This is a genomic window from Sphingomonas sp. CARO-RG-8B-R24-01, from assembly GCF_022662295.1.
Lineage (GTDB): Bacteria > Pseudomonadota > Alphaproteobacteria > Sphingomonadales > Sphingomonadaceae > Sphingomonas.
Genome location: NZ_JAKNQI010000002.1, coordinates 328192 through 342590, shown reverse-complemented (window position 1 = coordinate 342590; position 14399 = coordinate 328192). Strand labels below are relative to the sequence as shown.

The window sequence follows — 14399 nt, the reverse complement described above, 5'->3', positions numbered from 1 at the left end:
GACGATCCTCTCCAATGGTCGGGGCCGCATCGTGACGCGCGGCTCATGACGGGGATCATAGCGCGCTTTGCGCTTCCCGCCAGCCGGGCTAGAACGCGCGCCATGCCGCTCCCCACACAGCCCACCGTTTTCTCGCGGCCGTTCTTCGAGGACAAAAGCCGCGCCTTCTGGACGCTCCAGGCCGCCGGCTGGACCGGCTATCTGATCCTGCGCGGCGTCTCGAGCATATCGAACGCGAGCGAACTCTCGGTCATCATCCCGGTCGTGATCGAATCGATCGTCGGCTACAGCATCACGCTGCTGCTCTCGACGCTGTACCAGATGTACCGCCGCCAGCCGCGGCTCGCGATGGCGTTGCTGACGATCGCGACCCTGGCGGTCGCGACGTTGCTGTACGCGGTGCTCGACGCCTTCTCCTTCTCGTTCATCAAGTCCTCGACCCCGGGGCTGACGGTGAGCCTCGTGCTCGGCACGATCTTCCTCAACTTCACCGTGCTCGCCGGGTGGACCGCGCTGTATTTCGGCATCAATTTCTACCTGATCGTCGAGGAACAGATCGACCAGCTCGCCACGCTCGAGAGCACCGCCTCCTCCGCGCAACTTGCGATGCTGCGGTATCAACTCAACCCGCATTTCCTGTTCAACACGCTCAATTCCATTTCGACGCTGGTCCTGCTAAAGGAAACCGAGCGCGCCAATGCGATGCTCGGGCGGCTGTCCGCCTTCCTGCGCTACACGCTCGCCAACGAGCCGACCGCGCACGTCACCGTCCAGCAGGAATTCGAAACGCTGAAACTGTATCTCGAGATCGAGAAGATGCGCTTCGAGGAACGGCTGCGCCCGCATTTCGAGGTCGACCCGCGGGCGGCGCGCGCGCGACTGCCCTCGTTGCTGCTCCAGCCGCTGGTCGAAAACGCGATCAAATACGCGGTGACCCCGCAGGAAGATGGCGCGGATATCAGCGTCAGCGCGCGGCTCAACGGGGATCGGGTGCAGATCGTCGTATCCGACACCGGTCCCGGGTTGAACGAAGCCAAGGCTCGGACAAGCGTTTCAGCGAGCCAACCCCTTTCCACCGGGGTCGGGCTTGCCAATATCAGGGAGAGACTGGCCCAAGCGTTCGGGCCGGATCACAAGTTCGAGACACGATCGATCCCGGGGGGCGGATTCGGGGTCGAGATTGAAATCCCGTTCCAGCTCGAGGAACCGAAGAAAGAGGCCGCATGACGATCCGAACCATCCTCGTCGACGACGAGAAACTCGCCACCCAGGGGCTTCAGCTCCGGCTGGCGGCGCATGAAGACATCGAGATCATCGACACCTGCCAGAACGGCCGCGAGGCGATCCGCAGCATCAAGACGCACAAGCCCGACCTCGTTTTCCTCGACATCCAGATGCCGGGGTTCGACGGCTTTTCGGTGGTCCAGGGGCTGATGGAGGTCGAGCCGCCCTTGTTCGTCTTCGTGACCGCCTATAGCGACCACGCGCTCAAGGCGTTCGAGACCGATGCCGTGGATTATCTGATGAAGCCGGTCGAGGAGAGCCGCCTCGCCGATACGCTCGACCGCGTGCGCCAGCGCCTGTCCGAAAAGCGCGGCGCGGAGGAGGTCGACCGCCTCAAGGAAGTGATCGCCGAAATCGCCCCTGATTCGGTCGAGAACCTCACCGACGGCGGCGAGCAGGTTTCCGCCAACCGCTTCGAGAAGCTCATCAACATCAAGGATCGCGGACAGATCTTCCGGGTCGACGTCGACACGATCGAGCGGATCGACGCCGCGGGCGACTACATGTGCATCTATACCGGCGACAACACGCTGATCCTGCGCGAAACGATGAAGGATCTCGAAAAGCGCCTCGATCCGCGCCGGTTCCAGCGCGTGCATCGCTCGACCATCGTCAACCTCGACCTGGTCAAGGAAGTGAAGCCGCACACCAATGGCGAATGCTTCCTCGTGCTCCAGTCGAACGCACAGGTGAAGGTGTCGCGCTCTTACCGCGACGTCGTGGCGCGTTTCGTGCACTAACCACCACTTAGCCCCTCCCCTTCAGGGGAGGGGTTGGGGGTGGGGAAGTCCAGCAGAGCGCGCTCTTTGTGAGACACGTCCCCACCCCAACCCCTCCCCTAAAGGGGAGGGGCTAGGAAAACCGCCCTCTGCGGCGCCAGCACCCTCGGCCGGCCGCTCGAAACGCGGAGCTATCGCCATATCGTGGCGCGTTTCGTCCCCTGACGCATAGCTCCCCTCCCCTTCAGGGGAGGGGCTGGGGGTGGGGCAGTCCAGCAAACAGGCGGTCGGCAACCGGCACGGCCCCACCCCAACCCCTCCCCTGAAGGGGAGGGGCTAGGAAAACCGCCCCCCTGCGGCATCAGCACCCTCTGCCGGCCGCTCGAAACACGGAGCTATCGCGATATCGTGGCGGGTTTCGTCAAATGACCCATAACTCCCCTCCCCTTCAGGGGAGGGGCTGGGGGTGGGGCAGTCCAGCAGCGAGGCGGTCGGCAACCGGCACGGCCCCACCCCAACCCCTCCCCTGAAGGGGAGGGGCTAGGAAAACCGGCCCCCTGCGGCGCCAGCAACCTCGGCCGGCCGCTCGAAACGCGGCGCTATCGCGATGTGGTGGCGGGTTTCGTCCAATAACCCGTAACTCCCCTCCCCTTCAGGGGAGGGGCTGGGGGTGGGGCAGTCCAGCAGACAGGCGGTCGGCAACAGGCACGGCCCCACCCCAACCCCTCCCCTGAAGGGGAGGGGCTAGGAAAACCCGCCCCCTGCGGCGCCAGCACCCTCGGCCGGCCGCTCGAAACGCGGCGCTATCGTGATGTCGTGCCGCTTTTCGTCCGCTGACCCATAACTCCCCTCCCCTTCGGGAAAGGGGCCAAGAAAACTCAGCCCTCGGCGCCGTCGGCAGGCCGCTCGAACCACGCCTCGACCTCGCCCGACAGCTTGAGCGTCAGCGGTTGCCCGTGCCGGTCGACCTTCTTGCCCAGCGCGACACGGATCCACCCCTCGGAGCGGCAATATTCCTCGACGTCGGTGCGCTCGGCGCCCTTGAAGCGGATGCCGATGCCGCGGGCCAGCTTGTCCTCGTCGAAGAACGGGCTGCGCGGATTGGAGGAGAGGCGGTCGGGGGGGAGATCGGTGTCGGTCATGATGGTCGCGCTCATGACGCAAAACGCAGCAATAGGCCAGACACGAAAACGGCGCGGACCGAAGCCCGCGCCGTCATCATGCCGCCCGACCGGACGCTGCGATCAATCGCAGACGCGGACCCGGACGTAATCGTCGTAATAGCGATCGTAGCGCCGCTCGACCCAGCACCGGCCCCAGTCCCGCTGCGAGCGATAGGCGTAATAGCCGTCGTTCGGATAATAGCCGTGGCTGCGGTAATAGCCGTCGTCATAATACGGCTGGTACCCGCGCTGGCGGTAATAGTCGTCGCGATACCGGTCGTTGCGGTTGGACGTCAGCGCGGCACCGATTGCCAGCCCCGCGATTCCGGCGACGACCGCCGTCCCTGCGCCATTGTCGTAATGCCGATAGCCGCCATGGTAGCCGCCCCAGCCACCGCGGCCGTATCCGCCCCAGCGCTGCGCCTCGGCCGGCGCCGCCGCCGTCAACGCGCTTGCCGCAAGCGCCAGCCCGAGACCGGCCTTCTTCAAAAAGCTGTTCATGTCCAATCTCCTCAATCCAGCAGGCCCTCTGTCGGTCGATCAAACGCGTGGGGGGCTAGCGTGTTGCAGGATATGCCCGATTCGTTCTGAATAGCGGCGGAATGCTGCGTTTAGCAGGGGTTCAGCTAGGTGGCGGACCCAGGCCCGGCGGCCGCGCGGCACGGCAGACAGCCCCCTAAAGGACGATGGGAACCCACGGCGAACCCCGGGAGAAAAACGGGAACGCGGCTGGGCGGATCGCGTCTCTTCCTATACTATGGTCCGTGGAAGTGGAGTTTCGCGATGTTCGTCGATTTCCAGAACGGCTGGCCCCCGCCCGAGCCATGGGAACCGGAACCCCCGCGTCCACGCCTGAGCAAACGCGGCGAAACGCTGACCGCCTGGATCATCGGCTTCAACCTGCTGATGTTGCTGATCGGCCCGCTTGCGGGTGCGACCGTGTTCGACGCGGTGATGGTGTTCTTCCACCGCTGAACCGTGCGCGCGGCGTCCGGCCCGGCGTATCCCGGCCATAGCGGCGTGACCCGGCGCCCGCACGTCCGCGCATCCTCGAAGTCAGGCGGACGACCTACGTTCCCCCCGGCCCCGAGGGCCGCATTCGAAAAGGATCGCGGCGGGCGGCGGATCATGTTAACTAGTGCTCAATATCAAGATCTTAACCGGGAGGATGGTGCGCACGGAGACCTTTGTGGGGACTGACGACGAAATCGCTCGGCTCGATGCCTTGCGGCAGCTGAACCTGCTCGACACGCCGACCAGCGAAAGCTTCGATCGGATTACTCGCATGGCGGCGCAGATCTTCGATCTGCCGATCGCCGCGATCTCGCTGACCGACAGCGACCGGCAATGGTTCAAGTCCCGGATCGGAGTCGATCATCAGGAGCTCGGTCGCGCCGATGCGCCCTGCGCGCAGGTCGCCGAAACGACCAGCGCCCTGGTCATTCCCGATTTCTCCAAGGACGCGCGCTATGCCGACAGCACGCTCGGGCGGCAGGGCATCCTGTTCTATGCCGGTGCCCCGCTCGTCACCGACGATGGCCACGGACTCGGCGCCTTGTGCGTTCTGGGCACCGAACCGCGTAGCGTGACCCCACAGGAAATGGATGCGCTCCGCGATCTGGCGGCGATGGTCATGGCGCAGGTCGAACTGCAGCATGCGTTCGGCCGGATCGACCCGGTCAGCGGCCTGCCCAACCGGACGCAGTTTCAGGAGGATCTCGACGACCTCGCGCGCGAACACCCGGGTCAGGCGCGCTTTGCGGTACTGGTCGATCTTGCAAGGCCCGACCAGGTCGGCAGCCTGATCCGCGTCCTGGGCGCGAATTTCATCGACGAATTCGTCGCGATGGCCGGCCGCACCATCACCGGGCTGCTCGGCCCAAACCGGCGGGTCTATCACGTCGGGGTGACGCAGCTCGCCTTCCTGTCCGAGGCGGGACATTCGCAGGACGCCTATCGCGCGATCCTCGACGCGGGGATGAAGGCGACCACCAAGGCATCGACGATGCGCTTCGTGACCACGCTCACTGCCGGGCTGGTCCCCTTCACGCTCGGCCGGATGCGGTCGCGCGACGTGCTGCGCGCGGCGCATAGCGCGGCGCAGGATGCGCGTAACAGCGAGGGTGCGGTCGGGGTGTTCTCACCCGCCGGGGACGATCCGCATCTGCGCAATTACGATCTGCTGCGCGCCTTCGGCGAGGCAATCGAACAGGGCGACCAGCTGCGCCTCGCGTTCCAGCCGCGCATCAGCCTGGCGACCGGCAAATGCATCGGCGCGGAGGCGTTGCTGCGCTGGCTGCATCCCGAGCTCGGCGTGGTGTCGCCGGGGGAATTCATCCCGGTGATCGAGAACACCGGGCTGGCGCGCAGCACGACTCAATGGGTGCTCGACGCCGGACTGGCGCAGGTCCGTGCCTGGCAGCTTGCGGGGGTGCATGTTCCCCTGGCTATCAACATTTCGGCGTCCAACCTGGAAGAAGAGGATTTCGCCGCCAGCCTCGCGCTGCTGCTGCTCAAGCATCAGGTTCCCGCCGGAATGATCGAGCTCGAGCTGACCGAAAGCGCGCTGATGGAGGATAGCGGGCGCGCGATCCGGCGGCTGGAGGCGCTGCGCGCGATCGGGGTGCGGATCGCGATCGACGATTTCGGCACCGGGCAGAGCAGCCTCGCCTATCTCCAGCGCCTCCCCGCGCAGGTCGTCAAGATCGACCAGTCGTTCATCCGGGGGATGGCGGCGGGGAATGCGCGCGACCGGATCCTGGTGCGCACGATGATCTCGCTCGCGCACCAGCTCGAGCTGCAGGTCGTCGCCGAAGGGGTGGAGAGCGCCGAGGTCGACGCCGTGCTGGCGACGCTCGGATGCGACGAGGCGCAGGGCTATCACTATGCGCCGCCGCTCGAATCGGCGGCGTTTGCGTCGTGGTTTCACCGCTTCAACAGCCCCGCGGACGGCGCCGGTCACGCGGCGGGCACCGGCGCGTAAAATTCTTTCGGGACAGGCCTTTCCCGCCCCGGCAATTCGTGGTGATCTCTCGGGTGGCGCGGCCCGGGGGCGGTCGGCGACAGGGGGCAGGCAATGGTTCGGTGGTTGAACGGCAGGCGCGCCACGGGCGCTGCGGTCCTGCTCGGGGCGATGCTCGCGCCGACGCTGGCGCAGGCCGCGCCGACCCCGTGCAAGCTGGCCAAGTTCCTCGACATTCCGGTGACGATGGAGGGCCGCCGCCCGATGGTGACCGCGCAGATCGGCGGACGCGAGGCGCGGTTCATCCTCGACAGCGGCGCGTTCTTCAGCACGATCGCGCCCGCCAATGCCGCCGAGTTCGGGCTGACCGTGCTCGACGTCATGCCCGGCGCGCAGCTTCGCGGGATCGGCGGGAGCACGGCGCTGCGCCAGAGCACCGCGCGCGACTTCACGATCGGCGGGCAGACGCTGCCGCGCATGAACTTCGCGGTCGGCGGCACCGATACCGGGCGCGCCGGGTTGCTGGGGCAGAACATCCTGGGCCTCGGCGATGTCGAATATGACCTCCCGCACGGGGTCGTCCACCTGATGCAGGCGACCGGCTGCCGCACCGCCAACATGGCCTATTGGGCGGGCACCAGACCCGTCACCGTCGTCGAGCTGACGCCGATGGGCCCAGGGCAGCGCCACACCATCGGCACCATCACGATCAACGGCGTCAAGGTCCGCGCGATGTTCGACAGCGGCGCGCAAGGGTCGATGCTGACGCTGTCCGCCGCGCGGCGGATCGGCGTGACGCCGGACAGCCCGGGGGTGGTCGGCGCGGGCTTCGCCTACGGCCTCGGCACCGGCCGCAGCCGGGCGTGGCGCGCGCGCTTCGCCAGCATAGACATCGGCGGCGAGGCGATCCGCAACCCGTGGATCGATATCGCGGACGACAATCTGGTCGATGCCGACATGCTGATCGGGATCGACTTCTTCACGACGCACCACCTCTATGTCGATAACGCGCACCACCGCCTGTACGTCACCTATGAGGGCGGCCCGCTGTTCGGGCTCGACCCGAAGGGCGTGGTGGACGACACCGGCAAGGCGCTCGACCTGACCGACGCGACAACCGCGCCGACCGACGCGGCGGGGTTCAGCCGGCGCGGCGCGGTGTTCGCCTCGCATCGCAACTTCGACGCCGCGCTGGCGGATTTCGACAAGGCGGTCGCGCTCGCGCCCAAGGAGGCGCCCTATCTGCTCCAGCGCGGGATCGCGCATCTCGACAACCGGCAGCTGCTGCTCGGCGCGAGCGATATCGACGGCGCGATCCAGCTTGCCCCGCAGAACCCCGAGGCGCGGCTCGCCCGCGCGCGGCTGCGGATGGAGACGCGCGACCCCAAGGGCGCGCTCGAGGATCTGCTGGTCGCCGACACCACGCTCGCCCCCGCGTCCGACGCGCGGCTGATGCTCGGCGCGTTGCTGACCGAGGCGGGCGCGGCCGACCGCGCGGTGCCGAGCTTCGACGCCTGGCTCAAGTTCCACACCGAGGACAGCGGGCGCGCGCGCGCGTTCAACGGGCGGTGCTGGGCGCGCGGCCTCAGCAACCAGGCACTCGACAAGGCGCTGTCGGATTGCGACTCGGCGCTTCGGTTGCGCAGCGGCGACCCGAACTATCTCGACAGCCGCGCCCTGGTCTATTTCCGCCGCGGCGAAACCGCCAAGGCGCTCGCCGACTATGACCGTGCGGTGGCGGCGCAGCCGCGCAACGCCTGGCCGCGCTACATGCGCGGGCTGGTCTATGCGCACGCGGGCCAGGCCGACAAGGCCGCCGCCGACCGCACCGCCGCGCTCGCGCTCGACCCGCGCGTCGTGGAGCGCGCGAGACGCTATCACCTGGAGGGATAGACCCGCGCCCGGCCCGCACGTCCCTGTCGCGCGGTTCCGCATCGCGCGGGGGAGCGGTGCCTCAGCGCCCGTCCCCCGCCTCTCCCTCCGCCGCCCCCTCCGCTACCGGCGCGCCCGGCGCGGCGCCGGGCGGGTCGAGCATGTCCGTGCCCGACAGCGACCAGGGCAGTTCGTGGATGAAGCGCGGGTCCATCCCCGTCCCGTCCGAGCCGGCAACGCCGTCGAACAGCACGGCATCGCCGAACGCATCGGCCGGGTCGCCCGCGTGGAGCGGCTCGAGCTGCCCCCAATGCTGCTCGTCGCGCCAGCCGACCCTGACCAGCCCCGGCTGCCCGTCGTCGAGTTGCTGCGCGATGCCATCGTCCCCGCCCCGTTCGATCCGCGCATCCCCCGCGCGCCGCCGCCGGGCGCACGCCTCGAGCGCCGCCTCGATCGCGGCGGCGGCGGTCGCGTCGAGCGTCACCCCGCCGAAAGCGTGGAGCGCCTGCGCCAGCGCGTCCTGCCGCGCGGCCCCGTGCCGATCGTCGACGTCGCCGCGGTCGGTGTCGCCGTCCGCGTCGCCGCCGCCCGCCGGTCCCGGACGCGCCCAGCGGCCACCGCGCCCGCGCGTGACCGTCCGCACCGTGGCGGAGGCGCGCGCCACCGCGCGCCCCGCCCCCGCAACCGTTTCCGCAACCGCCCCCGCAACCGCCACCGCGTCTGTCCCCGCGCCAGCCGTAGCCGCCACCGTCGCCGACTCCCCCGCGATCGCCGTCGCGGCGGCCGCGCCGCCGGTCGTCGCGCCCGCCAACGCGGCGGCGCTGTAATAAGCGATGGTGCTGCGCCGCCCCTCGGCGTCATGGCCATAATGGCGCAGGCAGAACATCAGCAGCGCGTCATTGGTCTTGCGGCGATAGCCCATCAGCCGCCCGCCGACGAACACCGGCACCTGATACCCCTCGATCGCGCGTTCGAACGCAATGTCCTTCAGCCGCTGCAACCCGAAGTCGAGCGCTGCATCCCACGCGCGGCGGAACTCCTCCGCACTGGGCGCGCGGCGCAGCGTGTAGCAATTGGCCTGCGCCATATTGACCATCGCGGCGGCGCGGCTGACGCAGCCGGTATCAGCGAGCGCCTCGATGAACGCCTTCTGCCGCTCGGGCGTCCAGCCATCATGCCGGTATTTGCGCGGCACGGGCGCGAAATCGGGAAGATCCGGCCGATCGCTGCGCGCGACGGGGGTGCGGTTCTGCATGGCGCTGCCTCCTGTTGGGGTGGTGGCGTGCAGGGTAGGCAGGATTGGGGTGTGTAGGACAGGGGTTTGTGCTGGGTTTGTTCGATTTGTATATTGCTACACCGTACCGTGGCTTAGTCCTCAACTAGCGGGAGAGCAGTGATAATGTCACTTATCACCCTGCGCATCCATGGGAGTGAGTAGTCCAGTTCACGCAACGCATCTCGGTTCTTTAGATGGTAAAAAGTCGCTGCTGGACCAGAAGAAGGTCGGTTAAACCTTTCGACTAATAGCTCATGACGATTTAATATGCTCTTTAGTTCTTCCCAGTGTTCATCATCCAGAATTTTTCTAGCGGCTTTCTCTTCTCCGTCTTTCAGCCAAAACGGGCGATACCTTGCATACCGCGCTAGTAGTTTTACCAGCGGGTATGCCTCTAGAGCATCACGTAAAGACAGATCCCCGAACGGTGACTTCACTGACATATACTGCGCACCCAACCACGTCTCGATCGCGGAGGGGTCACTGACTGTCGATTCGGGCAATACCAACAAGCTCGGACTAGGTATAGTTCGCGAGGGAATGGTACCCTGGTCTGCCAACAGGGTAATTATATGACTGTCACTAAACGATACCTCCGACATATCCGACCCCCGCGCATCAAGCTGCGTGATGGTACAACGAGACAAATGTATTCTAGAAACAGTACCACTGAATAACGCTTCGTCTACGCTACAGTCGTTTAGCTCAGGAACAGATTTTACGTCTGAAATACTGCAGCATGCCATTACTAGAGCGGATATATTTCGTCTCGCTCGATCTTGGTCAGATAGACTGTCTAGCGTTATCAAACAAGAACTGACAAATTTTTCTATCATATCTTGGCTGAGATGGCGCGCGACCTCACAAAAGTTTTCGAGAAAGTCTAGACCAAATATGTTCCTTCTGACGTATTTTGGAATGTCACCAGTCGATAGAGCTTTTATAGTTACCTTACAAAGAAAGTAGTTTTGCACCTGCTCGTGAATAAAACGCTTATATCCTCTTCTTAAGTCGTCGGTTAGGAATGCAATTACTTGAACCCGGTTTCTTAATATTCCTCGCACCTCGTGAGTGATTGACTCAGATGCAACATCAGATAACCAGACAAGCGTATCGCCAGAAATGGAATCGGTTTGGTTTTCAGCAAGGTCGCGTGCCACCTCTTCCATTAGCGTATTGATAAACGTCAGGCGAGTTTCCTGTGACGTTACAGCGTCAACATCCTTACCGAATTTTGATTGCTCGCGAAGAGCCATAGATTCTACTAGGAAAGACAGGATATCATCGAACTCTCCCGTCATAACTTCCTGCGAAACTTCAGCAGAAGCAAGCTGACTTAAGAAGAATGGCCTCAGCGCGTAAGAGCCGACTTCAAATATTGGCTTTGCCGGATCCGATACAAGTGCCTGTTCGTTCCATCCATGCTTACTTAGCCATGTCTTTGCCACAGATGGCTGTATGGGAAAGATTGAATACGACTCGAGGGTGTCTTTACTTTCGTCAATCGAAGGAAGAGCTCGTGTAATTCGATCAGAGCTTATGAACGTTTCCCGACCAGACAGTAGGAAGCTGCCTTCTCCTCGAGCCGAAACGATTAGGTCGTTCAACTGAGCCCACGCTAAATCATACCCATTAGGGTCGCCAAGTTCGTCGAACCCGTCGATTGCTAGAGTTATCAGCCCATGACGCACCAACGCAGGTATCTGGTCATAAGTTACAGAAGCCCTAAGCGTCTGAAGGCTAAACGCCATCAAGTCCGTAATGTTTTGGAGCACCCTACCTCGGCTCTCAACATGCAATATTAATGGATATTGTTGAACACGATATTTCTCGGCTCTACGGTAGGCAAGCGCCCTTATTATACTTGTCTTACCGATACCGGCTGGGCCATCAATTAAGACGACAACATTTCTTCTTTTACCTCGAAATCCTTGCCGCATGAATTCGTCTAATTCAATGATACCACCCTCACCAAAGGAGCTTCCCTGGCCAAGCGCGGGAAGATCCTCGGATTTTACACGATCCTGTAGAAATAGCTTTTGACTATCAGCCCACTGACCAAGATTAGAAAATCCTGGGCTTGCTAATAATGATTTTAGACTTTTAAAGTTCTTTTTCTGACCATTTTTTTTCTCGGTGACACCTCCAGTGTCAAAGGTGAGATCTACATTCTCACCCTCCCGTACTAATCGTACCAATGTCTTTGATCCGGCAGTTACGGCACTGGGCGCTTCGCTGCCGAGATCGGAAAAGGGCGCGAGGTCAGCAATCAGTCCCACTAAATCGGCCGTCATGATGCTATCCTGATATCATCTATTTTAAAAAAGGGGCTGTCATTGCGGCTTCGAAAAAGCGCCACTCGACCGTCTTTCGGCCCTCTAATCCCGTCTGCTGAAATTAACGGGGGAATTAAATCGTCGTCTTCACCCACAATTATTATCCAACGGTCTTTATCTCGATATGCAAGGTCAACGACATCACAAGCAATCGACGTATCTACCATTTTCTCTTCGTCATCACCGGCTATCCGTATAGATTTACGAAGCGTATTGGGAACATGGCAATTTAGCCCTACGTGAAGCCGCCTCTCAGATCCTGCGATCAAACGATCTCCAAACTCGATATCTGGCCGCACGTGGATGTGAGATTTATTAGAAAGGCCAGTTGCATGCGCCGCAACCGTGAGGAGAGCTTTCCGACGTGGTGTGACTTGAAAACCTCTATGCCAACCATGATAGACGCGCAAAGTAACATCAAACCGTTGCGCCGGCGTCATCGTAGTAAGACCGTTTGCAACTCGCCTACCTACGTACTGAAGCGTACGAGTGGCCTGCTCAACTTCACTAACTCCGCGAGGTCCAGCCACCGCGTGGATTTGTGAATTCCAGTCGATAAATGCTGTAACGGATACAATTCGAGAACTCGTTGGTAAAATCAACATTCCGCTCCGATCAAGCAGGATGTAACCGCACTTCAACCAATTCCCAAGGTGGTTTTGGTGCAGCTATGCCCCCCTCCCGCCGCTAAGCAAAAAAAGGCCGGGTGCTTTCGCACCCGGCCTCCCTCCTAGCCCCTAAAGACCCGCAACCTCACCCCGCCTGCTTCGCCCGGCTCGCGCGCTTGCGCTCGTTCGCATCGAGGAACCGCTTGCGCAGCCGGATCGACTTGGGCGTCACTTCGACCATCTCGTCGTCGTCGATATACGCGATCGCCTGCTCCAGCGTCGCGCGCTTCGGCGGGGTCAGGCGGACCTGGTCGTCCTTGCCGCCGCTCGCGCGGAAGTTGGTCAGCGCCTTGGTCTTCATCGGGTTGACCTCGAGGTCGTCCGGCTTGGCGTTCTCGCCGACGATCATGCCCTCGTACAGCGCCTCGCCGTGGCCGACGAACAGGATGCCGCGCTCCTCGAGCGGACCCAGCGCGTAGTTATTGGCTTCGCCCGAGCCGTTCGAGATGAGCACGCCGTTCTTGCGGCCCTCGATATTACCCTTGAACGGGCCGTACCGCTCGAACAGGCGGTTCATGATGCCGGTGCCGCGCGTGTCCGACAGGAACTCGCCGTGATAGCCGATCATCCCGCGCGACGGTGCGGAGAAGGTGATCCGCGTCTTGCCGCCGGTCGAGGGCCGCATGTCGGTCATCTCGGCCTTGCGCAGGTTCATCTTCTCGACGACCGTGCCCGAATATTCCTCGTCGACGTCGATGATGACGGTCTCGTACGGCTCGGTCTTCTTGCCCTCTTCGTCCTCGCCGAACAGCACGCGCGGGCGGCTGATGCCGAGCTCGAAGCCCTCGCGGCGCATGGTCTCGATCAGCACGCCGAGCTGGAGCTCGCCGCGCCCGGCGACTTCGAAGCTGTCCTTGTCGGAGGCTTCGGTCACCTTGACCGCGACGTTGCTCTCGGCTTCGCGGAACAGGCGCTCGCGGATCATGCGGCTGGTCACCTTGCTGCCCTCGCGGCCCGCCATTGGCGAATCGTTGACGGCAAAGCGCATCGACAGCGTCGGCGGATCGATCGGCTGGGCGTGGAGCGGCTCGGTCACGGTGATGTCGGCGATCGTGTCGGCAACCGTTGCCACCGAAAGCCCCGCGAGGCTGATGATGTCACCCGCCTTCGCTTCGTCGACCGGGACGCGGTCGAGCCCGCGGAACGACAGGATCTTGGACGCGCGGCCGGTCTCGATGATCTTGCCGTCGTTGTCGAGCGCGTGGATCGCCTGGTTGAGCTTGATCACGCCCGAGTTGACGCGACCGGTCAGGATGCGGCCGAGGAACGGATCGCGATCGAGCAGCGTGACGAGGAAGGTGAACGGCACGCCCGCGACTTCGACCTTGGGCGGGGGCACGTGCTGGACGATCGTCTCGAACATCGGGATCAGCGTGCCTTCGCGCGCATCCATGTCGGTCGAGGCATAGCCGTTGCGGCCCGATGCGTAGAGCACGGGGAAATCGAGCTGTTCGTCGTTCGCGTCGAGCGACACGAACAGGTCGAACACTTCGTCGAGCACTTCCTGGATGCGCGCGTCGTTACGATCGACCTTGTTGACGACGACGATCGGCTTCAGGCCGAGCGCGAGCGCCTTGCCGGTGACGAACTTGGTCTGCGGCATCGCGCCTTCCGACGAATCGACCAGCAGGACGACGCCGTCGACCATGCTGAGGATGCGCTCGACTTCGCCGCCGAAATCGGCGTGGCCGGGCGTGTCGACGATGTTGATGCGGATGCTCTCGGATTCCCCAGGCGGCGTCCAGTCGACCGAGGTCGGCTTGGCGAGAATGGTGATGCCACGCTCTTTTTCCAAGTCATTGGAATCCATGGCTCTTTCTTCAATCCGCTGGTTGTCGCGGAAGGTGCCGGACTGGCGGAAGAGCTGGTCGACCAGGGTCGTTTTGCCATGATCGACGTGTGCGATGATGGCCACATTGCGGAGGCTCATGGGTGTCTCGTTACAAAATCGGGAAAAGGATCGCGTGCCCCTAGCGGAAACCGTGCACTGCAACAAGGGCGGGGGCGAAACGAGCGCGCGCGGCGCGCGTCCGGGCGGCGCGGCGCCGTCCGGACGGGAGCGCGATCGAGGCGGGCGCCGGCGTCAGATCCGCCTGATCCGCCGCCGCACGATCAGTGG

General features: G+C 63.4%; 11 protein-coding genes. 5 read left to right on the top strand and 6 right to left on the bottom strand.

All coding sequences use genetic code 11. The features are described 5' to 3' along the window. The first annotated feature begins 102 nt into the window (after positions 1 to 102). Both L8G49_RS06435 and L8G49_RS06430 read left to right on the top strand, forming a co-directional pair. Positions 103 to 1227, top strand: a complete 1125-nt coding sequence (locus tag L8G49_RS06435) for a sensor histidine kinase (protein ID WP_242139466.1) — start codon at positions 103 to 105, stop codon at positions 1225 to 1227. After that, positions 1224 to 2024: a LytTR family DNA-binding domain-containing protein gene (locus L8G49_RS06430; protein ID WP_242139465.1), complete on the top strand. Its 801-nt coding sequence runs from the start codon at positions 1224 to 1226 to the stop codon at positions 2022 to 2024. Before L8G49_RS06435 ends, L8G49_RS06430 begins: the two co-directional genes overlap by 4 nt. 857 nt (positions 2025 to 2881) lie before the next feature. Here the strand turns inward: L8G49_RS06430 and L8G49_RS06425 are convergent. Both L8G49_RS06425 and L8G49_RS06420 read right to left on the bottom strand, forming a co-directional pair. After that, positions 2882 to 3145, bottom strand: a complete 264-nt coding sequence (locus tag L8G49_RS06425; protein WP_242139464.1) for a DUF3297 family protein — start codon at positions 3143 to 3145, stop codon at positions 2882 to 2884. 102 nt (positions 3146 to 3247) lie between these two features. After that, positions 3248 to 3667: a hypothetical protein gene (locus tag L8G49_RS06420; RefSeq protein ID WP_242183388.1), complete on the bottom strand. Its 420-nt coding sequence runs from the start codon at positions 3665 to 3667 to the stop codon at positions 3248 to 3250. 282 nt (positions 3668 to 3949) lie between these two features. On the opposite strand from L8G49_RS06420, the gene L8G49_RS06415 reads away from it, so the two are divergent. From L8G49_RS06415 to L8G49_RS06405, 3 genes are all read left to right on the top strand, one after another. After that, positions 3950 to 4141, top strand: coding sequence for a hypothetical protein (locus L8G49_RS06415; RefSeq protein WP_242139462.1), 192 nt, complete (start codon positions 3950 to 3952; stop codon positions 4139 to 4141). Between the two features lie 214 nt (positions 4142 to 4355). Next, positions 4356 to 6149 carry an EAL domain-containing protein gene (locus L8G49_RS06410; RefSeq protein WP_242183386.1) on the top strand — a complete coding sequence of 598 codons (1794 nt, stop codon included), beginning with the start codon at positions 4356 to 4358 and terminating at the stop codon, positions 6147 to 6149. A gap of 93 nt (positions 6150 to 6242) precedes the next feature. After that, the gene (locus L8G49_RS06405; protein WP_242183384.1) at positions 6243 to 8021 is read left to right on the top strand and encodes a retropepsin-like aspartic protease; all 1779 of its coding nucleotides are present in this window, start codon (positions 6243 to 6245) and stop codon (positions 8019 to 8021) included. A gap of 61 nt (positions 8022 to 8082) precedes the next feature. Here L8G49_RS06405 and L8G49_RS06400 read toward each other — a convergent pair whose 3' ends face one another. The 4 genes from L8G49_RS06400 to typA form a co-directional block, all read right to left on the bottom strand. After that, positions 8083 to 9255 carry a hypothetical protein gene (locus L8G49_RS06400; protein ID WP_242183382.1) on the bottom strand — a complete coding sequence of 391 codons (1173 nt, stop codon included), beginning with the start codon at positions 9253 to 9255 and terminating at the stop codon, positions 8083 to 8085. Between the two features lie 113 nt (positions 9256 to 9368). Beyond that, on the bottom strand, positions 9369 to 11570 hold the full coding sequence (locus tag L8G49_RS06395; RefSeq protein ID WP_242183380.1) for a hypothetical protein: 2202 nt from the start codon (positions 11568 to 11570) through the stop codon (positions 9369 to 9371). Continuing rightward, positions 11567 to 12217 (bottom strand): hypothetical protein, encoded by a 651-nt coding sequence (locus L8G49_RS06390; protein ID WP_242183378.1) that lies wholly within the window; start codon positions 12215 to 12217, stop codon positions 11567 to 11569. Before L8G49_RS06390 ends, L8G49_RS06395 begins: the two co-directional genes overlap by 4 nt. A 148-nt stretch (positions 12218 to 12365) precedes the next feature. Next, on the bottom strand, positions 12366 to 14210 hold the full coding sequence (typA, locus tag L8G49_RS06385) for a translational GTPase TypA (protein ID WP_242183376.1): 1845 nt from the start codon (positions 14208 to 14210) through the stop codon (positions 12366 to 12368). Between the last annotated feature and the right edge of the window lie 189 nt (positions 14211 to 14399).